This window comes from Aminobacter sp. HY435, from assembly GCF_027568395.1.
Taxonomy (GTDB): Bacteria; Pseudomonadota; Alphaproteobacteria; order Rhizobiales; family Rhizobiaceae; genus Aminobacter.
Window position 1 is genome coordinate 46,787 of record NZ_JANKZL010000015.1, and the last position, 23,546, is coordinate 70,332.

Below are 23,546 nucleotides of genomic sequence, written 5' to 3' on the forward strand. Positions count from 1 at the left end.
GGAGCAAAGCTTAATGCTGGGTTCCGAAAGGCATCGTGCAGCCAGAGCTTGCCTGGGGCATTAACCTTTTGTTTTCCATGCTTGCTTAGCTTGCGTTAACGACCGGACGCTTGATCCGTCAACGTGCATTGGAAGAAACCCAGAACCATGGCCGAATCTGGAAACCGCGACGACTGGAGGCGCAAGCGCTCGCTGCTCGCGCTGGCCCGGGATGATGCGGCCGCGAAACGGCGGGGCGGTTCGTTGCTGTCCATGGCCGACGAAAACGAACAGGACGCGCCGCGACCGGCTGTCGAGGATGCTGCTGCCCGTCACAGGCAGGCGCGCTACCGCCGCGAGGCCGAGCGTGCCGAGCAGGAAGCCCGTGAGGCGCAGCCCGTCGCCGCCGGCGAGGCTTTGCAGACTGCTGCTGCCGAGCCGGGCCGGAAAACATCGCAGCGCGGCTCGATCTTCGATCGCTGGCGCCGCGGCAGGGAGGAACCTGAACAGGCAGCTGCCGCGGCCATGCCCTTGCCTTCGCCTGATGTTGGCGACCCCCGTGCAATACCCGAAGATGCCCGGTGGAAGCCTCTGATCGACCCGATGAAGATCATTGGCGGCATAACCCGTTCGAAGCTGCTGATAGCTTCGACCACGCTTGCCGGGGCGCTGATCGGCGTGGCCATCGCGCTGTCGACGCCAAAAATGTACCAGGCGTGGACCGAGATGATCGTCGATCCGCGCAATCTCAAGCTGACCGATCGCGAACTGACGGAAGGCGGGCTGCCGTCGGATGCGACCCTGGCGATTGTCGAAAACCAGATGCGCGTACTGACCTCTGGCACGGTGCTGACCAAGGTCGTCGACAAATTGCATCTCTATGACGATCCCGAATTCAACGGAACGGCAGGCGGAGGCTTCAGCCTGCGCGAAGCCATCCGTTCGCTGTTTTCGCGCAACGATGCTGCCGGCGGCGACGCTGCAGCGCGCCGGCACACGCTTGCCACCAGTCATCTCTACGACGCGTTGAGTATCGAACGCGGCGGCAAGACCTTTGTCGTGTCGATCGGCGCCAAGACGGAGGACGCCGACAAGTCGGCGCTCATCGCCAACACCATGACCGAAGTGTTCATGCAGACCTATGGCGAACTGCAGTCGGGGTCCGCGGGGCGGGCGACCGACGAACTCAGCGGGCGCCTGGACGAAATGCGCAAGGCGGTGGAAGCGGCCGAACGCAAGGTCGAGACCTTCAAGGCAGAAAATGAACTGATCGACCCGCAAGGCCGCCTGATCACCGACGACGAGATCCAGCGCGTCAACGATCAGCTGACGGCGGCGCGGGCGCGCACGCTCGAACTCAACGCGCGCGCGGCATCAACCCGCAACGTCGGCGTCGACGCGGTCCTGTCAGGTGCCTTGCCCGAAGCGATCAACTCGCCGTCGATCACCGAATTGCGGGCGCAGTATGCGGCGCTGACACAGGAGGCCGACAGGGCTTCGGTGCGTCTTGGCCCGCGCCATCCCGAGCGACTCGCGCTTGACGCGCAGCTTGCCGGCGCGCGCGAACGCATAGCCACCGAACTGCGCCGTGTCGCGGCCTCGATCCAGGTCGAGCTCAAGCGTGCCGTGCAGACCGAACAGGAGCTGTCATCGCGGCTTGCCCAGCTCAAGGTGCGTCAGGGCTCCGTCGCCAGCGAACTGGTCACCCTGCGCGAACTCGAACGCGACGTCACCGCCAAGCGCGCCGTTTACGAGCAATATCTGCTTCGCGCCCGCGAGACCGGCGAACAGCGCGACATCAATTCCGCCAATGTCAGCATCATTTCGGTGGCGACGCCGCCGCTCGAATCGACCGGTCCGTCGCGTTCGATGATCGTGCTTGTCGGGGCATTCCTGGGCTTTGCGGCCGGTATCGGCATCGGCGGCCTTCGCGGCGCACTCGAAAGCCTGCGCGACACGCAGCGACTGCGCGGCAAGCCGTCGCCGCGTCGGGTGGAGCCGGCTTCCGCGCCGCTGACAGTCGGGCCCGACCGGAAGTTGGACCCAAGCCACGCTGCCGCGCCGGCACCGGCTCGCGGGCCTGCATCACAGTCCGAACAGCCGCCTTCGGCAGCTGCGCCCTATCCACCCTATCCGCATCCCGGCTATGGACTTGCACTGTCCCCTGCCAGCTACGGTGCGCCGCACCCCTATCCGCCCGCATATCCGCAGCAGGCACCGGCGGCAGCGTACTATCCATGGCCGCCAGTGCCGCCGCAGGTTTCCCAGCCGGTGCAGCCGGAGCGTCTGGCCCCGCAAAACCAGATCGATGAAATCAGCGAAAGCCTGCGCGAGGTGCGCAACGAACTCAACCAGCTGCGCGAGCGGCGCACCCGTCGCTACTTCTGAAAAATCGTCGCTGCAGTTTCGAGTTTACGGCACCGGACGCCGCAATGGCGAGGTTGCGGATTGAAAATTTGATGACAATGCCGCACCTGGGACCGCATATGAGCGCCTGCAGACGGAGTGTACCATGGCCGAAATCATCGACGGAAAACGTGTCGCGGCCGAGGTCGTCGAAGGCGTCAAGCAGTCAGCCGCGTCGCTGGCCGCGCATGGCGTGAAACCCGGTCTGGCGGTCGTCATCGTCGGCGAGGATCCGGCCAGCCAGGTCTATGTCGCCAACAAGTCGCGGACGGCCAAGGAATGCGGCTTCCATTCGGTGCAGCACACGTTGCCTGCCGAAACGCCTGAAACCGAACTCGTGGCCCTGGTCGAAAAGCTCAATGGCGATCCCGCCATTCACGGCATCCTGGTGCAGCTGCCGCTGCCTGCTCACATCGACGCCAGCAAGATCATCCAGACGATTGCGCCCGACAAGGACGTCGACGGTTTCCATTTCACCAATGTCGGCAAGCTTGGAACCGGCGAACTCGACAGCGCCCTGGTGCCATGCACCCCGTTCGGCTCGATGCTTTTGATCGAGCGCCGCCACGGCAAGGACCTGTCGGGTCTTAGCGCCGTGGTCGTTGGCCGTTCAAACATTGTCGGCAAGCCGATGGCCAATCTGCTGCTCTCAGCCAATGCCACTGTGACGATCGCCCATAGCCGCACCAGGGACCTGCCGGCGCTATGCCGGACCGCCGACATTCTTGTCGCCGCCGTCGGCCGCCCGGAAATGGTCAAGGGCGACTGGGTCAAACCAGGCGCCACCGTCATCGACGTCGGCATCAACCGCATTCCCGCACCGGAAAAGGGCGAGGGCAAGTCGCGCCTCGTCGGCGACGTCGAGTTCGCCTCGGCCGAAAAGAATGCCGGCGCCATCACCCCGGTTCCCGGCGGGGTTGGGCCGATGACCATCGCCATGCTGATGGCCAATACGCTGGTGTCGGCCTATCGCCACGCCGGCCTCGAACACAAGGGGTTTTGAGTGCAAGCGGCGTTGTCTGGACCAGCGCCGCTTCCTTGCCCGCCTCGGCGCTTTCTGTAGATTTGGCCCCCATGTCGGATCCCAACGCCACCGGTCGCCAGCTCGCCTTCCTGCTGGTCGACAAGTTCTCGATGTTCTCGCTTGTCGCCGCCATCGACACCTGTCGGTCGGCCAACCGCCTGCTGGGGCGCGACGTTTACACCTGGACCACGGTCTCGCCCGACGGCGAGGCGGTGATCGCGTCGAACGGCTTGCCGCTCAAGGTCGACTACAGCGTCGCCGACGTGCCGCCGGTCGACATCCTGTTTGTCTGCGTCGGCGTTGCCACCGAATTCCCGGGCAAGAGCAAGGTCCTGGCGGCACTGCGCGCCTGGGGTCGGCGCGGTGGCGCCCTCGGCGCGCTTTCGGTGGGGTCGTACCTCCTGGCCGAAGCCGGCCAGCTCGACGGATATCGCTGCACCATCCATTGGGAAAACCGGGCGGGGTTCATCGAGAAGTTCCCCGACATCGAGTGCACCAACAACGTCTTCGAGATCGACCGCAAGCGCTACACCTGCGCCGGCGTGACGACGTCGATCGACCTGATGCTCGAGATCATCAGGCGCGATTTCGGCGCCAATCTTGCCAACGAGGTCGCCAACCAGTTCCAGCACGAGCGTATCCGCTCGGCCGGCGACCGCCAGCGCGTCGGCCCCGAACGCGACCTCACCGGCAAGTCCGACAAGCTCAAGCGCATCGTCGAGCTGATGGCCGACCACCTCGACGAGCCGCTGTCGGCGGTTCAACTCGCCAAGGCGGCCGGGCTTTCGGTACGCCAGGTCGAGCGCCTGTTCCTGCGCCATCTCAACGTCACCCCGGGGCGCTACTACATGCGGCTCAGGCTCGAACGCGCGCGCGAGCTCTTGCGCCAGACCAACATGCCGATCCTCGACGTCGCGATCGCCACCGGCTTCACGTCGCATTCCTATTTCGCGCAGAGCTATCGCCTGCAGTTCGGCCGTCCGCCGAGCGAGGAGCGACGGACGACCTATTGATCGGCCGAAGGGTTGTCAGCGGCAGGTCCCAAGTCTAGCCTCGCGGCATCCAGATCTGAATCGGCGAGGGGCAGCATGAAGGCGTTTTCACGAACCATCCTGGCGTCCTTGCTGATGCTTTCGGCGGCAGGCGCGGCAAGTGCTGCCGACCGCACCATCATCGTGCTCGACGCGTCCGGCTCGATGTGGGGCCAGATCGAGGGCAAGCCGAAGCTGGAGATTGCGCGCCAGGCCCTGCGCACGGTGCTGACGACCGTGCCTGCCGATGCCGAGCTTGGCCTGATGGCCTACGGTCATCGCGAGAAGGGCAGCTGCAGCGACATCCAGTTGGTGGTGCCTCCGGCGGCCGGTTCGGCGAGCGCCATCACCGCCGCCGCCGACAGCATGAAGTTCCTCGGCAAGACGCCGCTGTCCGCGGCGGTCAAGCAGGCCGCCGAAGATTTGAAATACACCGAAGACAAGGCCACCGTCATTCTCATCACCGACGGCCTCGAGACCTGCAACGCCGACCCGTGCGCGCTCGGCAAGGAGCTCGAACAGGCGGGCGTCGATTTCACAGCGCATGTCGTCGGCTTCGGTCTCACCGCGGAAGAGGGCAAGCAGGTCGCCTGCCTGGCGGAGAATACAGGCGGCAAATACATGCAGGCGTCAGACGCCAAGGGGCTGGAGCAAGCGCTGGCGCAGACCGTCGCCGCACCTGCGCCGGCTCCCACGCCGACGCCAGCGGCCGAGCCGGCGAAGCCCGAATTCAACTTTGTCCCCGAATTGACGATGGCTCAGGGCAGCGATCCGCTCAAGGACGCCGGCAACGCCTGGGAAATCTACAAGGCCAACGCGGACGGCGCCAAGGGCGAGCGCATCGCCACCGAATACAACAACTACAAGGGATCGCTTGAGCCGGGCGCCTACGTCATCCGCGCCACGCTTGGCGAGGCAGAGGTCGAGCAGCCGCTCAAGGTCGAGGCCGGCAAGGTCTACAAGCCGACCTTCGTGCTCAACGCCGGCACGCTGGTCATCCGCCCGCGCCCGAGCGAGGGCGGCGACATCAACACGGGTGCTGCGGTGGTGTTCGACTTCCCCGGCGCCGACCATCCGGCGACCTACTATGGCGAGACCAAGCTGGTGCTACCAGCCGGCGAGCAGAAGGTGAAGATCACCATCGGCCAGGGTGAAGCCAACGAGACCATTCAGCTGGCTGCCGGCCAGACCATCGAAAAGGATATCGTCGCCGGCGTCGGCCGGGTGGTGGTCAACGCACTGTACGCGCCCGGCGGCGACAAGGTCGATGCCGGCGGCCTTGACGTCAAGATCTACAAGGCCAAGAAGAAGATCGACGGCACGCGCGACCAGGTGACCTACGGCTTCGGCCCGGACAACAGGTTCGACCTGCCGGCGGGTGACTACGTCGCCGTGGTGCGCATGGACCAGGCTGAAATCGAACAGCCCTTCAACACGCGTGTCGGCGAAGCAAGTGACGTGACCGCCGTGCTCGGCGCCGGCGTCCTGGCGATCGATGCGCCGGGCGCCAAGGAGATCCGGGTCTATGGAGCCAAGAAGGACATCCAGGGCAATCGCAAGGATTTCGGCTACGGCTACGACCAGAAGCACCAGACGACACTTCCGGCAGGCGACTATGTCGTCGAAGTCGATCGCGGCGAAGGCGGCAAGAAGGAAGGCGCGGCAACCGTCAAGGCGGGCGAGCGCGTGGAGCTGATCGTACAGTAAGATTGCCTCGAACCGCCGTTGCGGTTATGAAAGCAGCGCAACTCGAACTTGAAAGGAGGGCTGCGTGTACACGTTTTTTCGTCATCATCGTCAGCGCGGCCCCGTCCACGCCCTGCAAATGCGTTTGCAGGGCTGACCACAGACGAAGCGCCTGGCGCATTTATCTCTCGGTCTGCCCCCGTGGCGATGCGGTGCTGAGCATATAGCTCGCCCGCATCCGGATAATTCTTCGGGCCTGCCCTCCATATTTCCGTTGAAACGGCGAGGCGGCTCCGGACAGACCAGAGAACGAAAATGGCTTTGATCAATCTGCGGTCGCTGGGCGTCACCATCGGTGCGCCACTTTTCTCCAACCTCAACCTTTCCATCGAGTCGGGCGATCGCCTCGGCATCGTCGCCGCCAATGGCCGTGGCAAGTCCACGCTGCTGCGCTCGATATCAGGTGCTTTCGAGCCGACGACGGGCGACGTCACGCGGTCGCGGGGTTTGCGCGTCGGGCATGTCGAGCAGGACGTGCCGGCGAGCCTTTCCGACGTTCCATTTTTCGACGCCGTTCTCCAGGCGCTGCCGGCCGACCAGGCGGACAGCGAAAGCTGGCGCGTCGACATCGTGCTCGATGATCTGGATGTGCCTGAGGAACTGCGGCAGCGGCCCCTGTCGAAATTGAGCGGCGGCTGGCAGCGGCTGGCCATGCTCGCTCGCGTCTGGGTAACCGAGCCTGACATGCTGCTGCTCGACGAGCCGACCAACCACCTCGACCTTGCCAAGATTGCCCAGCTCGAAACCTGGCTCAATGCGTTGCAGCGCGATGTGCCGGTGGTGATCTGCAGCCATGACCGCGCCTTTCTCGACGCTGTCACCAACCGGACGCTGTTCCTGCGTCCGGAGAACTCGCAGGTGTTTTCGCTGCCCTACTCGCGGGCGCGCGAAGCCCTGGACGACATCGACGCGTCGGAGGCGCGGCGCTTCGAGAAGGACATGAAGACCGCCCAGCAGCTGCGCCGCCAGGCGGCCAAGCTGAACAACATCGGCATCAACTCCGGCAGCGACCTCCTGGTGGTGAAGACCAAGCAGCTGAAGGAGCGCGCCGAGCGCATCGAAGACAGCGCGCGACCGGCTCATCTTGAGCGCTCTGCTGGCACAATCAGGCTCGCCAACCGCGGCACCCACGCCAAGGTGCTGCTCACGCTCGACGACGCGCCGGTCACCACGCCAGACGGCAAACTGCTGTTCAGGACCGGCAAGCTGTGGCTCGGCCAGGGCGACCGTGTCGTGCTGCTCGGTCGCAACGGCGCCGGCAAGACGCGCCTGGTCAACATGGTGCGTCAGGCCATCGCTGCCCCCGACACGGTGGTCAACTCGGTGAAAGCGACGCCGTCACTGGTGCTCGGCTATGGCGACCAGAGCCTGTCCGATCTCAAGGATGGCGACGCGCCGCTTGGCGTGCTGACACGGCGCTTCGCGCTCGGCGAACAACGCGCCCGCACCTTGCTGGCCGGTGCCGGCATGACTGTCGACATGCAAGCCAACCCGATCGGCCGCCTGTCGGGCGGCCAGAAGGCGCGCCTCGGCATGCTGGTGCTCCGGCTGACCAATCCGAACTTCTACTTGCTCGACGAGCCGACCAACCATCTCGACATCGACGGCCAGGAGGCACTGGAGGACGAATTGTTGCAGCACGAGGCGAGTTGCCTGCTGGTGTCGCACGACCGCAGCTTCGTCCGCGCTGTCGGCAACCGCTTCTGGCAGATCGAGAAGAAACGCCTGGTGGAAGTTGAAAGCCCCGAGGCCTTCTTCGCTGACGCGGCAAGGGCTGGCGTGTAGGGTCTCTACGGACATGCCTGCCGCAGCTTCGGCAGGCATGTCCGGCGTGCTATCGTTCACGCCTATCAATGGAGATTGTCATGCGCTCGATCTTTTCCGCATTCATGCTCATGGCTGCCACTGGCGTTGCAACGGCGTCGACGGTGACCCTGGAGCTACCGGGAAACGCTCCGGTCGAGCGCAATGCGGTCAGCTACCAGTGCGGCGACAGGGCCGTGAAGGCGGAATACATCAATACGGACGGCAACTCGCTCGCGGTTCTGACGCTTGGCGACGAGACGGTGGTTTTCGTCAGCGTCCTGAGCGCCAGCGGCGCGAAATATGCCGGCCAGCAATTTGTCTGGTGGACCAAGGGCGACAACACCGATCTCTATGACCTGACCAAGGGCGAGGACGCGCCGCCGGTGCTGTCGTGCGAGGCGGTGAAGTAGCGACGGCCGGTTCCCGGAGGTTGGTGACTAATCGGTTCGGCCCTTGAGCAGGGTCACCGGCCTTCCTTCCGCGGCCAGAAGCCGGGCAGCATTCTTGTCGAATGTCGTGAACTGTTCTGCGCCAGCCCTGTAGCCCTCGTCTGCCATGGCCGCGTCAGCGAAGTCGCCACCAGCCCGCAAGTGAGCAAGGCCGGCTGCCACGGCCGCATGATCGGCGGCGACTTGGCGTGAACTCAACAAGCCCTCGATTCCTTGGGCGATCTCCGAGCGCTCTATTCGCAGGCTTCCCAGAACCCAGACAAGCTCGCAGAAGGTGACCAGGGGAATGACGATCAGTTCGGCATCGGCCAACAGAGCCTGTGCAACCCGGGTCTGGCCGGGATCGTCAGCGAGCATGGCGCGGGCGAGCACATTGGTATCGACCGCGACTTTCACCGCTTGGCGGCCCAAGCGTCCGCAATGACCTTGTTCATCTCCTCAATGGTCACAGGTGCTCGGTTGGGATCATGCAGAATACCGAATATGGCCTCGATCCCGTGTCGCTTCTGTGGGGCAGCCTTGAGCACGACGTTGCCGTCCGGCGCAAGATCGAGAAGGATCTTGTCGCCAGGCTTGACGCCGAGGTGCTTCAGCACCTCCTTTTTCACCGTAATCTGGCCCTTCGACGTTACCGTCAGTGTTTGCATGGCACACCTCTGACCCGGAAAGTAAGGCAGAACTGCCTTACTTTCAAGCCGAGATCAGGCCGTGCCAAACGCGCTTGCGCCATGGTCGGCGCGGCCGACCATCTGGCGGAAGCCGGCGAACAGGTCGCGGCCCATTCCGTGCTCGTTCTCTGAAAGGTCGCAGGCCGGGGCAGGGCGCAGCGCCAGGTCGCCGGCCGGCACCAGGACCTCCAGCGTGCCCGCTTCGGCGTCCAGTCGGACAATGTCGCCGTCGTGGACGCGGCCGATCGGCCCACCTTCGAAGGCCTCCGGCGTGACATGGATCGCCGCCGGCACCTTGCCCGAGGCGCCAGACATGCGGCCGTCGGTGACGAGCGCGACCTTGTGGCCGCGGTCCTGCAGGATGCCTAGTACCGTCGTCAGCTTGTGCAGTTCCGGCATGCCGTTGGCCTTGGGGCCCTGGAAGCGGATGACGGCGACGAAGTCGCGGTCGAGCAGGCCGGCCTTGAAGGCATCGTTGAGGCCTTGCTGGCTGTCGAACACCAGCGCCGGCGCCTCGATGATGCGGCGCTCGGGCTTGACCGCCGAGGTCTTGATGATGGCATGGCCGAGATTGCCGCCAAGCACCTTGAGGCCGCCTGTCGGTTGGAACGCCTTGGTGGCGGGCGCCAGCACCTTGTCGTCGCCGCTTTGGCTGGGGGCCGCTTCGCGTACGACGGAGCCGTCGGCGCCGAGCTTGGCTTCAACGGCGTAAGGGCGCAGGCCTTGGCCCCACACTGTCTGCACGTCTTCATGCAGCAGGCCGGCATCGAGCAGTTCGCGGATCAGGAAGCCCATGCCGCCCGCTGCCTGGAAGTGGTTCACGTCGGAAAGCCCGTTCGGATAGACGCGGGCGAGCAGCGGCACGGCATCCGACAGGTCGGAAATATCCTGCCAGGTCAGGCGGATGCCGGCGGCAGCCGCCATGGCGATCAGGTGGATGGTGTGGTTGGTCGATCCGCCGGTAGCGTGCAGGCCGACGACGCCGTTGACCACCGAACGCTCGTCGATCATGCGGCCGGCCGGCGTGTAGGCGTTGCCGAGATGGGTGATGGCAAGCGCCCGCCTGGTCGCCTCGCGGGTCAGGGCGTCGCGCAGCGGCGTGCCCGGATTGACGAAGGAAGCACCCGGCGTGTGCAGGCCCATGATCTCCATCAGCATCTGGTTCGAGTTGGCCGTGCCGTAAAACGTGCAGGTGCCCGGGCCGTGATAGGACTTTGACTCGGCCTCCAGCAACTCGGCGCGGCCGACCTTGCCCTCGGCATAGAGCTGGCGGATTTTTGCCTTTTCATCGTTGGGCAGGCCCGAGGTCATCGGACCGGCCGGCACGAACACCGCCGGCAGGTGGCCGAAGGTCAGTGCCGCGATCACCAGGCCAGGCACGATCTTGTCGCAGACGCCGAGATAGACGGCGGCGTCGAACATGTTGTGACTGAGGCCGATGGCCGCTGCCATGGCGATCACATCGCGGGAGAACAGCGACAGCTCCATGCCCGGCTGTCCTTGCGTGACACCGTCGCACATGGCAGGCACGCCACCGGCCACCTGGGCGATGCCGCCGGCCTCGCGCGCCGCGTCCTTGATCAACCGCGGATAGGTCTCGAATGGCTGATGCGCCGAGAGCATGTCGTTGTAGGAGGTGATGATGCCGAGATTTGGCACCTTGTCGCCGCCGAGCGCGACCTTTTCGGAAGGGCTGCAGACGGCAAAGCCATGAGCGAGGTTGCCGCAGGACAGCACGCCGCGGTTGGCGGTCTTGCCGGCTGCCGCATCGACGCGATCGAGATAGATCTCGCGACTGACCTTCGAACGCTCGCGAATGCGCTCCGTGATGGCTTGGATGTCTTTCCTGGCGGTCATGGTCTCAGTCCTTTCAACCCGGTGCCCGAATTGGGAGGAGGTTCGGGCTGGACGCATGGACCGGAAGGCGGCGCAGCCGAATGCGCCGGACCATGCTCTATTTCGGCATTCGGTGCGTCGCAGATCCTTGGGGGGACGGGCGACGCGTGGAGGCGTCCTGTCAGGGCGCCCAGAAGATTTCGGCGCCGCGGGGCGCGCGGTCGATCACGGCGCGGATCGGCAGCGCCTTTTCGGCAGCAAGTGCCGCCTCGATGACGCTGCGCTTTTCAGCGCCTTCGATATGCACCGCCAGCAATCCGGCATTGACCAATGCAGGCAACGTCAGCGTCAGGCGATCTTCGCCGGCGCTTTCGGAGTGCACGGGCATGACGAGCCGGGGCGATGCCGCGTCGAGCAGGGCGCTGAGCTCTTGCGCATCCGGGAAGAACGAGGCCGTGTGGCCATCTGCGCCCATGCCGAGGATCGCGGCGTCGAGCGGCCAGGGCAGGGACCCAAGCTCGACATCGGCAAGATCGGCACCTTGCTCGACGGATGCGGCGTCATGGAACAGTGGCGCAAAACCCGCCGCCGCTGCCTCGTTCTGCAGCAGGTTGGCCTTGGCAAGTGCCGCGTTGGAACGCGGCGAACTCTCCGGTACGAAGCGCTCGTCGACCAGCGTCACAGTGACCTTGCTCCAGTCGAGCACTTCTTTCGACAGGGCAGCGAAGAAGCGGCCCGGCGTTGTGCCGCCCGAAACGGCGAGGAATGCCGCGCCGCGGCGGGCAATGGCCGTCTTCAGCGTCTCGGCGACCTTGGCGGCAAGGGCTGCCGCCAGCTCGTCGCGTGTCCCGAACTCGTTCCAGCGTGGCGCGGTCATGGCGTCAATTGCTCTCGTGCCAGGTGCGGCCGTCGCGCTCGATCAGTGCGATCGACGCCGACGGACCCCAGGTGCCGGCGGTGTAGCCCTGGGCTTCCTGGCGGCTGCCGTCCCAGGCGTTCTGGATCGGATCGATCCATTTCCACGCGGCCTCGACTTCGTCGCGGCGCATGAACAGGGTCTGGTTGCCGCGCACCACGTCCATGATCAGGCGCTCGTAGGCATCTGGCGCACGGCCGTCGAACGACTGCGCGAAGCTCATGTCGAGCGGTATCTGGCGCAGGCGCATGCCGCCCGGACCCGGGTCCTTGATCATGATGTACTGCTTCACGCCCTCGTCGGGCTGCAGCCGGATGACCAGCTGGTTGTTGAAGATCGGCCCCGCGCTTTCGCCGAAGATCGAATGCGGGATCGGCTTGAACTCGATGACGATCTCGGAAACGCGCGAGGCCAGCCGCTTGCCGGTGCGCAGGTAGAACGGCACGCCGGCCCAGCGCCAGTTGGCGATCTCGGCCTTGATGGCGACGAAGGTCTCGGTGTTGCTGTCGGCGCCGAGTTCCTCGACGTAACCCTTGACGGGACCGCCGGCGGATGCGCCGGCGCGGTACTGGCCGCGCACCGTCTGCTTTGGCGCCTCATTGCCGTTGACGCGCTTCAGCGCATTCAAGACCTTCAGCTTTTCGTCGCGCACCGCATTGGCCTCCATCGAGGCAGGCGCCTCCATGGCGACGAGGCACAGCAACTGCAGCATGTGGTTCTGCACCATGTCGCGCAGCGCGCCGGCCTTGTCGTAGTAGGTGACGCGGTCCTCTAGGCCGACCGTCTCGGCAACCGTGATCTGCACGTGGTCGATATGGGCCGAGTTCCACAGCGGCTCGTAGAGCGCGTTGGCAAAGCGCAGCGCCATCAGGTTCTGCACCGTCTCCTTGCCGAGATAGTGATCGATACGGAAAATCTGATGTTCGCCGAAATCGTCACCGATAATGTCGTTCAGCGCCCTGGCCGACTCCAGGTCGCGGCCGATCGGCTTCTCGACGACGATGCGCGAGTCGGTCGTAACCAGCTTGTGCGCCTTGAGATTGTCCGAGATGTCGCCGAACAGGCTCGGTGCGACCGCCAGGTAGAAGACGCGAATGCGCTTGCTGTCGGCCAGCGACTTCTTGAGCGCCTCGAAGCCGTCGCCCGACTTTGCGTCAATGGTCACGTAGCTCATCCGGTCGAGGAAGGTCGCGAGTTCCTTCTCCTCGATGTATTCAGGCTTCACGTGGTCCGAGATCGCCTTCTTGGCGAAGGCGCGGAATTCCTTGTCGTCCATCTTGGTGCGCGATGCCCCGATGATGCGGGTCGGCTCGGAAAACTGGTGGTCGCGCTGGCGGTGGTAGAGTGCCGGCAGGAGTTTGCGTTCCGACAGATCGCCGGTGCCCCCGAAAATGATGAAGTCGAAGGGATCGACAGGAATGATCTGGCTCGTCATGTTGTTTCCGTTTCCAAGACGGTAGTCGTGTTGCCGACTGCTATATTCTAATCGATTTAAAAATGCCAGCCCGAATGCCGGCGCCACTGTGTCACAGTTTCGTTTTTCCGGGCCGCTGCCCTGTGCTGGCAGCATAAGGCCACAACGGCCTGAATTCCAAAGGGATGCATCTGGCACGACGATTGGGCAGAGCTGCCCGGAGGCGGGCATTGCCGCGCCGTGCGCCGCGGGCTAGACCGGTGACCACGAAAGACAGGGCGGAAGACGATGCGACTCAAGGACAAGGTAGCGATCATCACCGGTGCTGCGGCCGGTTTCGGCGAGGGCATGGCCAGGCGCTTCGCCGAGGAAGGCGCCAAGATCGTCGTCGCCGATCTGAACGCCAGGGAAGCCGAGCGGGTCGCGGCCGAGATCGGCAACGGCGCGATCGCTGTGACCACCGACGTCTCCCTCAGGTCCGAGTTCGATGAGCTGGTCTATGCCGCCATCAGCGCCTTCGGCCGCATCGACATCATGGTCAACAATGCCGGCTACACCCATCGCAATGGAGATCTTGTCGATGTCGAAGAAGATGTCTTCGACCTGATTACCGCCGTCAACATGAAGGCGGTCTACCATTCCGCGCGCGCCGTGGTGCCGATCATGGAGCGGCAGGGCGGCGGCGCTATCCTGACGACCGCTTCGACGGCCGGCCTCCGGCCGCGCCCGGGCCTGACCTGGTATAACGCCTCCAAGGGTTGGGCGATCACCGCCACCAAGTCGATGGCCGTCGAGCTTGCGCCCAGGAACATCCGCGTCAACTGCCTCTGCCCTGTCGCCGGCGAAACCGGCATGCTGGAAAAATTCATGGGCAAGGACACGCCCGAGATCCGCGAGAAGTTCCGGGCGTCGATCCCGCTCGGCCGCTTCTCGACGCCGCTGGACATCGCCAATGCCGCACTGTTCCTCGTCTCGGACGAAGCTTCGCTGATCACCGGCGTCGCCATGGAAGTGGACGGCGGGCGCTGCATTTGACCGCTTCTGCCGTGAGGTAACCGCGGTTTCGGCTTGAAATCGGGGCCTGGCGCTTGACCGGCGGGCCTCAAACCCTATTCCAATGGCGCAAAACCAATGGGAAACGCCATGCACAGGGTTGCGATCAGCGGTACCGGCATCTTCACGCCGGAGGAAGTCATCACCAACGCCGAGCTGGTGGCCTCGTACAACGAATATGCGCATCGCCAGAACAAGCTGCACGCTGACGTCATCGAGGCCGGCGAGCGCGAGCCGATGGCGATGTCGTCGGAAGAGTTCATCGTAAAAGCGTCGGGCATCGAGCGCCGCCATGTGATCTCCAAATCTGGCATCCTCGATCCCGGCATCATGCATCCAGTGCTGCCCGAGCGCGCCGAGGACGAGTTGTCGCTGATGGCCGAAATCTCGGTCAAGGCGGCGGACAAGGCGATGAAGAAGGCAGGGCTTACCGCAGCAGACATCAACGCGGTCATCTGTGCTGCCTCCAACCATGAGCGCGCCTATCCGGCGATCGCCATCGAGGTGCAGCAGGCGCTCGGCATCAAGGGTTTTGCCTTCGACATGAACGTCGCCTGTTCCTCGGCGACCTTCGGCATCCAGCTTGCAGCGGACATGATCCGCACCGGCTCGGCGCGGGCGATCCTGATGGTCAATCCCGAGGTCACGTCCGGCCACCAGGAATGGCGCGACCGCGATTGCCACTTCATCTTCGGCGATGTCTGCACGGCGGTCGTCTTGCAGCGCGCTGACGAGGTGAAGTCGGACAACGCCTACGAAGTGCTGACCACCCGCTGCCTCACCGAGTTCTCCAACAACATCCGCAATAACAACGGCTTCCTGCGCCGCACGCGTGAAGGCCACATGGCCGATCGCCGCGACATGCAGTTTCACCAGGAGGGCCGCAAGGTCTTCAAGCAGGTCGTGCCGATGGTGGCCGAACTGATGTTGAGCCATCTCGAAGACCAGGGCATCGAGCCCCAGAGTCTGTCTCGGCTGTGGCTGCACCAGGCCAACAAGGGCATGAACGACCTGATCGGCTCAAGGGTCCTTGGCCGCGAGCCGAGCCGCGAAGAGCAGCCCAATGTGCTGCAGGACTACGCCAACACCTCATCGGCCGGCTCGATTATCGCGTTTTCGAAATTCTCCGACGACCTGCCTTCGGGGAGCCTCGGCGTCATCTGCTCCTTCGGCGCCGGCTACTCCGCCGGCAGCGTCATCGTCAGGAAGATGTGACCGGCGTTACTGACCGCGCAGCCGCTCGATCACCCGGTCGGCCATGCGTTCGCAGCGCCAGCCGTTGAACGGAAACAGCTCTGCAAAGCCCGCCGACAGTCGTCTTTCTATCGCAGTGCGCATCAGCCGGCGCGCGCGAAACAGGCGCGTCTTGACGGTCTCGGGCTTGAGCGAAAGCTGGGTCGCGGCCTCGTCTATGCTCATCTCTTCGACATCGCGAAGGATGAAGACGATGCGGAAGATTTCGGGCAGTTCGTCGATTGCCTGCTCAAGCAGTTCGCGTGCCTGCCCGCGACCGAGTTCCGTATCGGCGCCGGGAGGCGTCAGCGAAGTCGGAAACATGATCACCTGGCCTCCGTTGGCTGCAGTATCCAGTTCGTCCAGACCAGCGACCAGCCGCCGCTTGCGAACCCGGGTAAGCGCTTCGTTGAGTGCGATGCGGGTGAGCCAGGTCGAAAACAGCGCATCGCCCTTGAATGTGTCGAGCCGCGTGAAGGCACGGACATAGGCCTCTTGCACCACGTCCTCGGCCTCGGAGTCGTTTCGCACGACCGCGCGGGCGACGCGGAACAGGCGCTGGTTGTTGCGTTTGATGAGCGCGCGGATGGCGGTCTCGCCGCCCTGGCGCGCGAGTGCCACCAGTTCTTCGTCGCGAAGGCCATCAACATCGACCTGGTGGTGCAAGATTGCCGGTTGCATGGCTTCGTCTCCATTGTTGTGCCCGTCGTTCACGTGTGGCGGACGATGCCCTTGGCGATGATCTCGTCCACCGGTGGAAACCCGTTCAGCGCGACATCAGGCAACGGCGTCAGTGAAGCGTCCGTTGCACTTGGCGTCATCGGCTGTGGCGTTCCAACGACGATGCGCCCGACCATGCCGGCGTGCTCGTGCGGCACGCAGTAGTAGTCATACACCCCCGGCACCGTCAGCGTCACCGAGAAGGATTGGCCCGGCAGCAGATAGTCGGAATCCCAGGGTTTGGCGTGCTGGGGAATGCGCAGCGGCCGGTCGAAGACGTCAGGGTGATAGGCTGTCACCGTGTGCGAATTGCCGGGGTCGCGATTGGTCCAGCGGATAGTCTGGCCAGGCCTGATGTGGATGCCCAGGGGGTCGAACCAGACATGCGCGCCATCGTCCTTGCCGCGCATCTCGACTTCGATGGTTTCGGCTGCCGACGCATTGCGGGGCAGAAGCGCGGCGAGGAATATTCCCCCGCCGGCCTCGATCAGTCGCCTGCGCGTGACGATCATTTCGCCACCCGTGCCTCATCGGCCTTGGCCACATGCCACAGCACGACATGGGCATGCGGCTCTTCTACCCCGGGGTGGCCGGCATTGTAGTAGACGCTGACATGGTCGACGTTACCGCCCGGTGCTGCGAGATCGTCGAAGCGCTTGTCTGGATTGAGGTCCTTGATCGGCAACATGTAGATGGTGCTGACCAGCTTGCCATCATGGTCGTAGGCAAGGAACGGTCCTGCCGGCAAAGTGGCGGGATCGACGAAGAGCTGCCCCATGCCGGGCAGGAAGTCGGGCAGCTTGACCAGGCTGCTTACGGCTTTGAACGCGCCGGCCGGCGGTGACTTTGCAACATCGGCGGGAACATCGTGGGCGAGTGCGGGCAGGGAGCTGGCGAGCACAAGGGAAAGTGCAGCGGTTGCCATGTTCATTGGTCTTCTCCGTGGTCGACGCCTCCGCATGTTGCGTTGGCTTCGAACCATTGGATGGACCTAGCCGCGAAAGGTTCCCGGAAAAAATGCCGTATGTTTGCGTTGGCGGGTAGCAGACGCGATCGACAGTGCCTCCCGCATGGCTAGATCCGGTCCCGCAGCGCGAACCAGTTGAGCGCCAGAAACAGCAGCGGCGCGCGAAAGCGTCGTCCACCGGGGAAGGGCGGTATCTTCAGGTCTTCGATCAGCTTGAGCTGATCGCGGTTGCCGGCGACCGTCTCGGCATACAGCTTGCCAAAGAAGTTCGACAGCATCACGCCGTGGCCAGAATAGCCGCCGGCAGAAATGACATTTGGCATCACCTCGCGCACGAAAGGCTTGCGCGGCACTGTGATGCCGACATAGCCGCCCCAGCCGTGGGTGATCTCGACATCCTTCAGATCCGGATAGATTTCTGCGATCTGCTTGCGGATATGAATGTGGATGTCCTTGGGATCGTTGACCGCATAGATCTCGCGTCCGCCGAACAGCAGCCGGCCATCCTTCGACTTCCGGAAGTAGCGCACCACAAAGCGTGAGTCGTCGACCGACTCGCCGCCGGGGATGATGGGAGAATCCGCGCCCAGCGGCACGGTCGCGCCGATGAACGAGCCGATCGGCATGATGTGCGAGGCGCTGACCGGCTCGAGGTTGCCGCCATAGGCATTGACGGCGATCAGGCACTTCTGCGCCGTGATGGTGCCGCGCGGCGTCTTCACCGTGACCTTGCCGCCTTGCGAGGTGATGGCGGTAGATTGGGTCTTTTCGAACAGCTGCGCGCCGGCGGCCGCCGCAACCCGTGCCGTACCGATCACCAGCTTGAGCGGGTGGATGTGGCCTGTGCCGGTGTCGCGCGTGCCGCCGTAGTAATGCGTCGAGCCGAGCCGCCTGGCTGTCTCCTGGGCGTCCATGAAGGTGATGTGCGGGTAGTCGAAGCGGCTCGCCATGATCTCGGCATGAGCCTTGTAGTCGTCGACATAGCGCGGCTTGTGCGCCACCGAGATTTGCCCTGGCATGTAGTCGATGTCGATGCCATGGGCGGCTGAAAACTCCAGCAGATGCGCCTTGGCGTCTTCGGCCAGGTCGAACAGGGCCTTGGCCCGGGTGAGGCCGTACTCGCCCTCGAGTTCTTCGGCCCAGGCGCGCTGGCCGGTGCCGAGCTGGCCGCCATTGCGCCCGGAAGCCCCGTCGCCGAAGCGATGCGCCTCGATCAGCACGACATTGGTGCCGGATTTCGCCAGATGGGCCGCCGCCGAAAGCCCGGTGAAGCCGCCGCCGATGATGACCACATCGGCCTGCCTGTCGCCATCGAGCGCGGGATATTCAGGGCGTGGCCCAGCGGTGTCTTCATACCAGGACAGGCCAGGGGAGATCGGGGAGAGGTAGGTCATGATGCGGAGAGGGCTCCGGATGTTCGGGCGGTTGGAAGCGAATAGCGAGTAGCGAATAGCGAGTAGGGAAATCAGCGCTTCTATTCGCTATTCCCTACTCGCTATTCGCCCACTCACACGTTCAGCAACAAATACTCCCGCTCCCATGGGCTGATCACTTCCATGAAGGTCTCGAACTCGGCGCGCTTGATTGCCGCGTAGGTCAAGGCGAAGGACTTGCCGAGCATGGCGGCCAGCTCCTCGTCGGCCTCGAACAGGTCGACAGCCTCGAGCAGCCCGCGCGGCAGGTCGATCTCGTCCTCGTTGGCGGTGGTCAGCACCGGCGGCTCGGCAATCAGCTTCTTGTTGAGCCCGATCAGGCCGCAGGCCAGCGATGCCGCGAGTGCGAGATAGGGATTGGCGTCCGACGAGGGAATGCGGTTTTCGACGCGCCGCGCCGCCGAGTCCGACCTTGGCACGCGGAACGCGGTGGTGCGGTTGTCGTAGCCCCACTTGTTGTTGACCGGCGCGGAGGCGGCCTGGGTCAGCCGGCGATAGGAGTTGACGTAGGGCGCCAGCATCACCAGCGCGTTCGGCACATGCTGCTGCATGCCGCCGATGAAGTTGCTGAACGCTTCCGTTTCCGAGCCGTCGGCCGCCGTGAAGATGTTCTTGCCGGACTTCTTGTCGATGATCGACTGGTGGATGTGCATCGCAGAGCCAGGCTGGCCCTGGATCGGCTTGGCCATGAAGGTGGCGTAGGTGTCGTGTTTCAGCGCCGCCTCACGGATGGTGCGCTTGAACAGGAACACCTGGTCGGCGAGCTCGATAGGATCGCCGTGGCGCAAGTTGATTTCAAGCTGGCCCGCGCCCTCTTCATGAATGAGAGTGTCGATCTCCAGGCCCTGGGCTTCGGAGAAGTGGTAGATGTCGTCGATGAGTTCGTCGAACTCGTTGACGCCGGCAATCGAATAGCCGGCGCCGCCGCCGATAGGCCGGCCGGAGCGTCCGACCGGTGGGGTCAACGGATAGTCGGGGTCGGGGTTCTTGCGGACGAGGTAGAACTCGATTTCGGGCGCGACGACCGGCTTGAGGCCCAGCTTGTCATAGGCGGCGACCACGCGCTTGAGTACGTTGCGCGGCGTGAATTCGACATTGCGGCCGTCCTGATGGACGAGGTCGCAGATCACCTGTGCGGTCGGATCGTCTTCCCACGGCACCACCGACAGGGTCGACAGGTCAGGCACCAGCTTGAGATCGCCGTCATCTTCGGGATAGGCAAAGCCATTGCCGTCTTCCGGATATCCGCCCGAAATCGTCATCATGAAAACCGCCGACGGCAACGCCAGCGACGTGTTGGAGGTGAATTTGCTCGACGGCATCATCTTGCCGCGGGCGACGCCTGCCTGGTCGGGTGTGATGCATTCAATGTCTTCGATGCCGCGGAATTCGAGCCATTCGGAGGCTTCCTTCCAGTTTTTGACGCCGCGCGTGTTCTTCACATATGCAGGCGTGCGGGATCGTCCCCCCCGGTTGGACGGACGGACTTCCTTTTTGGCAGGCGGCATCAATCACCAGATTGTCGTTGCAGATTGCCGAGTATAGCCGTGCCTTATCGAATAAGAAAAGGGGGGCAAATCAGCGATGGCGCATGCTACTGCCCTGCAAAATGCTGGTTTTGGCCCAATTTATCCCCTAAACCGGCGCAATGAACTCCAGCAACAACAAGCTATCGACCATCGGTTTCGACGCCGACGACACGCTCTGGCAGAACGAGCAGTTCTTCCGCATGACGGAAAAGCACTTTGCCGAGCTGCTGGCCGAACATGGTGAACCGGAACACCTGATGTCGCGCCTGCTGGAAGCGGAAAAGCGCAACCTCGGCACCTACGGCTTCGGTATCAAGGGCTTCACCTTGTCGATGATCGAGACTGCAATTGACATAACCGACGGCCGCGTCCCGGCCAGGGTCATCGAGCAGATCCTGGCAGCGGGCCGCGAAATGCTCGCTCATCCCATCGAGACCCTGCCGCATGTCCACGATACGCTCGAGGCGCTGGCTGGCCGTTACCGCCTCGTGCTGATCACCAAGGGCGATCTGTTCGATCAGGAGCGCAAGCTGGCGCAGTCGGGCCTTGGCGATTTCTTCAACGCTGTCGAGATCGTCAGCGACAAGTCGCGGCCGACCTACGAGCGCATCTTCGCCCGCCATGGCGACGGCGCCGAGCGCGCGATGATGGTCGGCAATTCGCTCAAGTCGGATATCGTCCCCGCGATCGAGGCCGGCAGTTGGGGTGTCTATGTCCCGCATGACCTGACCTGGGCGTACGAGCGTGTCGAGGAGCCGTCGGCGGCGGCGCGGTTTCGAAAGCTGCCGCATTTGGGCGAATTGTCGGAACTGCTGAAAAGCCTCGGCTGACCTCAGGCCCGGCCAACAAGCCTGTCGACCACCGGCTGAAGACGTTCGGGCGTGATCGGCTTGGCAACCACGATGTCGATGGCGCTTGGCAGCGAAAGGCTCTCGGGCGTCCCTGCCTTGTTCGACAGCAAGATAACCGAGGGCAGGTTGGTCCCCGATGCCTGGCGCAACGACATGATCGAGGCCATCAGGCCGTCGCAATCGCGGTTGTCGATGCCGCCATCCAGGATGATCGTGCCTGGCGCCATCGTGCGCAGCATCGCCACCGCGGTATCGGGCGCTTCCGAGATCGTCTTCAGCCCGGAGCGCTCGACGATCTTGGCAACGACGACACGGTTGATCTGCGAACGGCCAACGACAAGCACCTTGGTGAGGTCGGCAACGTGGCAATCGGGAGTGCGCGCACTCTCATCCGGACTGCCGCCCGAATCTGGGTCATTCCATTTCATTGGCTTAGCCGACAGCTGAGGGGGCGTCTGTTCAATGCGTGGTTGCGTTCGGTTCCTTAGGTTCGCGTCTACTGCTGTAAGTGTCAAGCAATACGCCGGAAACGGCATTCGACTTTAGTATTAGATGATAGATACTCAACAGATCGACCGTAGTTGTGTGGGCATGCCGGAAAAACAAACCCCGCCCGCGGCAGCGCCGCGGACGGGGTTCGTGGGGGCATGGGAACGGTTTGTCAGCCGTGCGGCTGCTGGGTGACGATCACCGGAATCAGCAGGTCACCCCAGTTGCCGTCGCCACCATGGTGACGGGCCGAGCGGACCAGTTCCACCGACACGCCGGCCTCGACCGCCTTCATGACCGATTGGTTGAGGCGGTGCAGGTCGTTGGCGACGATGCGGATCACGGCCTGCTGGTCGGCGCTCATGGTCGTCGCCTGTTCTTCGGCTCGTTCCTTGACACGGGTACGCGGTGCCATTGTGGTTCTCCTCGGTGGTTGCCTTTTGCCCTTGCGGGCGTTGCCTCTGGCGTTGCCCGGAGGCTTTGTGCCTCCGGGGTAGCTTGAGCCGCGGCCTATTCGGCGGCCGGGCGGAACTGTTCGTGCTCGGTCGATTCGTGCATCGCGGTCGTCGACGACTTGCCGCCGGTGATCGCCATCGACACGGCGTCGAAGTAGCCGGTGCCGACCTCGCGCTGGTGCTTGGTCGCGGTGTAGCCGTTCACTTCGGCGGCGAATTCCGCTTCCTGCAGCTCGGAGTAGGCCGCCATCTGGCGATCCTTGTAGCCGCGGGCCAGCTCGAACATGCCGAAGTTGAGCTGGTGGAAGCCAGCCAGCGTGATGAACTGGAACTTGTAGCCCATCGCGCCCAGCTCGCGCTGGAACTTGGCGATCGTCGCGTCGTCGAGGTTCTTCTTCCAGTTGAACGACGGCGAGCAGTTGTAGGCAAGCTTCTTGCCCGGATGCGCCTTGTGCACGGCCTCGGCGAACTTCCTGGCCTGCTCGAGGTCTGGCTTGCCGGTCTCCATCCAGATCAGGTCGCAGAACGGCGCATAGGCGATGGCACGGGCGATGCAGGGCTCGATGCCGTTGCGCACCTGGTAGAAGCCTTCCACGGTCCGGCCGGCGTCATGGTCGACGAAGGGCTGGTCGCGCTCGTCGATGTCTGATGTCAACAGCTTGGCGGCTTCGGCGTCGGTGCGGGCGACGATCAGCGTCGAGGTGCCCATCACGTCGGCGGCGAGGCGCGCCGCGTTGAGGTTGCGGATATGCGCCGCGGTCGGGATCAGCACCTTGCCGCCGAGATGGCCGCACTTCTTTTCCGAAGCGAGCTGGTCTTCGAAGTGGACGCCGGCAGCACCCGCTTCGATGAAGGCCTTCATGATCTCGAAGGCGTTGAGCGGGCCGCCAAAGCCGGCTTCCGCGTCAGCCACGATCGGGGCGAACCAGGTGTCGACCGACAGGCCCTTGCCTTCCGAGGTCTCGATCTGGTCGGCGCGCTGCAGTGTGCGGTTGATGCGCTTGACCAACTCGGGGGCTGCATTCGCCGGGTAGAGCGACTGGTCGGGATACATTGCCGACGCGGTGTTGGCGTCGGCGGCGACCTGCCAGCCCGAGAGGTAGATCGCCTTCAGGCCGGCGCGGACCTGCTGCATCGCCTGGTTGCCCGACATGGCGCCCAGCGCGTTGACGAAGTTCTCCTCGTGGATGAGTTTCCACAGGCGGTTGGCGCCCATTTCGGCAAGCGTCTGCTTGATCTGGACGGAGCCGCGCAGCCGCTTCACGTCCTCTGGCGAATAGGGGCGCTCGATGCCATCGAAGCGGCCTTCCGGGGCTGAAGGGACGAGATTGTAAAAATCGGTCATTGTCGACTCCGTCTGGTCACTTGGGTCTGGGGGCGGTCACCGCGTCTTGGGTTTGTTGCGGCAATTTCTATGTGACTTGTTTGACATTGCAGCGCCGAAGCAGCCAGAAAATTCAACAATTTGCGGCCCATATTAGGGAAAACCTGTATTGTGTTTGACAGATGGCGGCTGTAAAATTGTCAAAAATGTAAAAGGC

At 63.9% G+C, this 23,546-nt stretch carries 22 protein-coding genes; 9 read left to right on the forward strand and 13 right to left on the reverse strand.

Features of this window, described 5'->3' with window-relative positions; all coding sequences use genetic code 11:
* Positions 1-147: 147 nt before the first annotated feature.
* The 6 genes from PCJ21_RS20755 to PCJ21_RS20780 all read left to right on the forward strand — a co-directional run bounded on the left by PCJ21_RS20755 (position 148) and on the right by PCJ21_RS20780 (position 8,402).
* Positions 148-2,367: a GumC family protein gene (locus PCJ21_RS20755; protein WP_269933341.1), complete on the forward strand. Its 2,220-nt coding sequence runs from the start codon at positions 148-150 to the stop codon at positions 2,365-2,367.
* 124 nt (positions 2,368-2,491) lie between these two features.
* Positions 2,492-3,388 carry a bifunctional methylenetetrahydrofolate dehydrogenase/methenyltetrahydrofolate cyclohydrolase FolD gene (gene folD / locus PCJ21_RS20760; RefSeq protein WP_269933342.1) on the forward strand — a complete coding sequence of 299 codons (897 nt, stop codon included), beginning with the start codon at positions 2,492-2,494 and terminating at the stop codon, positions 3,386-3,388.
* A 71-nt stretch (positions 3,389-3,459) separates the two neighbouring features.
* Entirely contained in the window at positions 3,460-4,422 is a 963-nt protein-coding gene (locus tag PCJ21_RS20765; protein WP_269933343.1) for a GlxA family transcriptional regulator, read from the forward strand.
* A gap of 75 nt (positions 4,423-4,497) precedes the next feature.
* A complete protein-coding gene (locus PCJ21_RS20770) occupies positions 4,498-6,147 on the forward strand; it encodes a vWA domain-containing protein (RefSeq protein WP_269933344.1) in 1,650 nt (549 codons plus the stop codon).
* A gap of 294 nt (positions 6,148-6,441) precedes the next feature.
* On the forward strand, positions 6,442-7,971 hold the full coding sequence (locus PCJ21_RS20775; protein WP_269933345.1) for an ABC-F family ATP-binding cassette domain-containing protein: 1,530 nt from the start codon (positions 6,442-6,444) through the stop codon (positions 7,969-7,971).
* 80 nt (positions 7,972-8,051) lie between these two features.
* On the forward strand, positions 8,052-8,402 hold the full coding sequence (locus PCJ21_RS20780) for an MliC family protein (protein ID WP_269933346.1): 351 nt from the start codon (positions 8,052-8,054) through the stop codon (positions 8,400-8,402).
* 27 nt (positions 8,403-8,429) lie between these two features.
* On the opposite strand, the gene PCJ21_RS20785 is transcribed toward PCJ21_RS20780, so the two are convergent.
* From PCJ21_RS20785 to zwf, 5 genes are all read right to left on the reverse strand, one after another.
* Positions 8,430-8,837 carry a type II toxin-antitoxin system VapC family toxin gene (locus PCJ21_RS20785; protein WP_269933347.1) on the reverse strand — a complete coding sequence of 136 codons (408 nt, stop codon included), beginning with the start codon at positions 8,835-8,837 and terminating at the stop codon, positions 8,430-8,432.
* Complete coding sequence (locus PCJ21_RS20790; RefSeq protein WP_269933348.1) at positions 8,834-9,088, reverse strand: AbrB/MazE/SpoVT family DNA-binding domain-containing protein; 255 nt, start codon at positions 9,086-9,088, stop codon at positions 8,834-8,836. The genes PCJ21_RS20785 and PCJ21_RS20790 overlap by 4 nt, the downstream gene beginning before the upstream one ends.
* A 54-nt stretch (positions 9,089-9,142) precedes the next feature.
* Positions 9,143-10,966: a phosphogluconate dehydratase gene (gene edd / locus PCJ21_RS20795; RefSeq protein WP_269933349.1), complete on the reverse strand. Its 1,824-nt coding sequence runs from the start codon at positions 10,964-10,966 to the stop codon at positions 9,143-9,145.
* A gap of 160 nt (positions 10,967-11,126) precedes the next feature.
* Positions 11,127-11,822 (reverse strand): 6-phosphogluconolactonase, encoded by a 696-nt coding sequence (gene pgl, locus PCJ21_RS20800; protein ID WP_269933350.1) that lies wholly within the window; start codon positions 11,820-11,822, stop codon positions 11,127-11,129.
* Positions 11,823-11,826: 4 nt separating this feature from the next.
* A complete protein-coding gene (gene zwf / locus PCJ21_RS20805; protein ID WP_269933351.1) occupies positions 11,827-13,296 on the reverse strand; it encodes a glucose-6-phosphate dehydrogenase in 1,470 nt (489 codons plus the stop codon).
* A gap of 267 nt (positions 13,297-13,563) precedes the next feature.
* Here zwf and PCJ21_RS20810 point away from each other — a divergent pair, with 267 nt between their 5' ends.
* Together PCJ21_RS20810 and PCJ21_RS20815 are read left to right on the forward strand one after the other, a co-directional pair.
* Positions 13,564-14,310, forward strand: a complete 747-nt coding sequence (locus PCJ21_RS20810) for an SDR family oxidoreductase (protein ID WP_269933352.1) — start codon at positions 13,564-13,566, stop codon at positions 14,308-14,310.
* Positions 14,311-14,418: 108 nt separating this feature from the next.
* Positions 14,419-15,543, forward strand: a complete 1,125-nt coding sequence (locus tag PCJ21_RS20815) for a beta-ketoacyl-ACP synthase III (protein ID WP_269933353.1) — start codon at positions 14,419-14,421, stop codon at positions 15,541-15,543.
* Positions 15,544-15,549: 6 nt separating this feature from the next.
* Here PCJ21_RS20815 and PCJ21_RS20820 read toward each other — a convergent pair whose 3' ends face one another.
* The 5 genes from PCJ21_RS20820 to PCJ21_RS20840 form a co-directional block, all read right to left on the reverse strand.
* Positions 15,550-16,242, reverse strand: a complete 693-nt coding sequence (locus PCJ21_RS20820) for an RNA polymerase sigma factor (protein WP_269933354.1) — start codon at positions 16,240-16,242, stop codon at positions 15,550-15,552.
* Between the two features lie 29 nt (positions 16,243-16,271).
* Positions 16,272-16,793 carry a plastocyanin/azurin family copper-binding protein gene (locus PCJ21_RS20825; protein WP_269933355.1) on the reverse strand — a complete coding sequence of 174 codons (522 nt, stop codon included), beginning with the start codon at positions 16,791-16,793 and terminating at the stop codon, positions 16,272-16,274.
* Entirely contained in the window at positions 16,790-17,212 is a 423-nt protein-coding gene (locus PCJ21_RS20830) for a DUF5602 domain-containing protein (protein WP_269933356.1), read from the reverse strand. Before PCJ21_RS20830 ends, PCJ21_RS20825 begins: the two co-directional genes overlap by 4 nt.
* A 143-nt stretch (positions 17,213-17,355) precedes the next feature.
* Positions 17,356-18,642 carry an NAD(P)/FAD-dependent oxidoreductase gene (locus PCJ21_RS20835; RefSeq protein WP_269933357.1) on the reverse strand — a complete coding sequence of 429 codons (1,287 nt, stop codon included), beginning with the start codon at positions 18,640-18,642 and terminating at the stop codon, positions 17,356-17,358.
* A 113-nt stretch (positions 18,643-18,755) separates the two neighbouring features.
* Positions 18,756-20,189, reverse strand: a complete 1,434-nt coding sequence (locus PCJ21_RS20840; protein ID WP_269933358.1) for a glutamine synthetase family protein — start codon at positions 20,187-20,189, stop codon at positions 18,756-18,758.
* Between the two features lie 140 nt (positions 20,190-20,329).
* On the opposite strand from PCJ21_RS20840, the gene PCJ21_RS20845 reads away from it, so the two are divergent.
* Positions 20,330-21,040: an HAD family hydrolase gene (locus PCJ21_RS20845; RefSeq protein ID WP_269933359.1), complete on the forward strand. Its 711-nt coding sequence runs from the start codon at positions 20,330-20,332 to the stop codon at positions 21,038-21,040.
* Between the two features lie 2 nt (positions 21,041-21,042).
* Here PCJ21_RS20845 and PCJ21_RS20850 read toward each other — a convergent pair whose 3' ends face one another.
* The 3 genes from PCJ21_RS20850 to aceA all read right to left on the reverse strand — a co-directional run bounded on the left by PCJ21_RS20850 (position 21,043) and on the right by aceA (position 23,350).
* Positions 21,043-21,489, reverse strand: coding sequence for a response regulator (locus PCJ21_RS20850; RefSeq protein WP_269933360.1), 447 nt, complete (start codon positions 21,487-21,489; stop codon positions 21,043-21,045).
* Between the two features lie 233 nt (positions 21,490-21,722).
* The gene (locus tag PCJ21_RS20855) at positions 21,723-21,965 is read right to left on the reverse strand and encodes an SMc00767 family acetate metabolism repressor (RefSeq protein WP_067965227.1); all 243 of its coding nucleotides are present in this window, start codon (positions 21,963-21,965) and stop codon (positions 21,723-21,725) included.
* A 95-nt stretch (positions 21,966-22,060) separates the two neighbouring features.
* Positions 22,061-23,350, reverse strand: coding sequence for an isocitrate lyase (aceA, locus tag PCJ21_RS20860; RefSeq protein WP_269933361.1), 1,290 nt, complete (start codon positions 23,348-23,350; stop codon positions 22,061-22,063).
* Between the last annotated feature and the right edge of the window lie 196 nt (positions 23,351-23,546).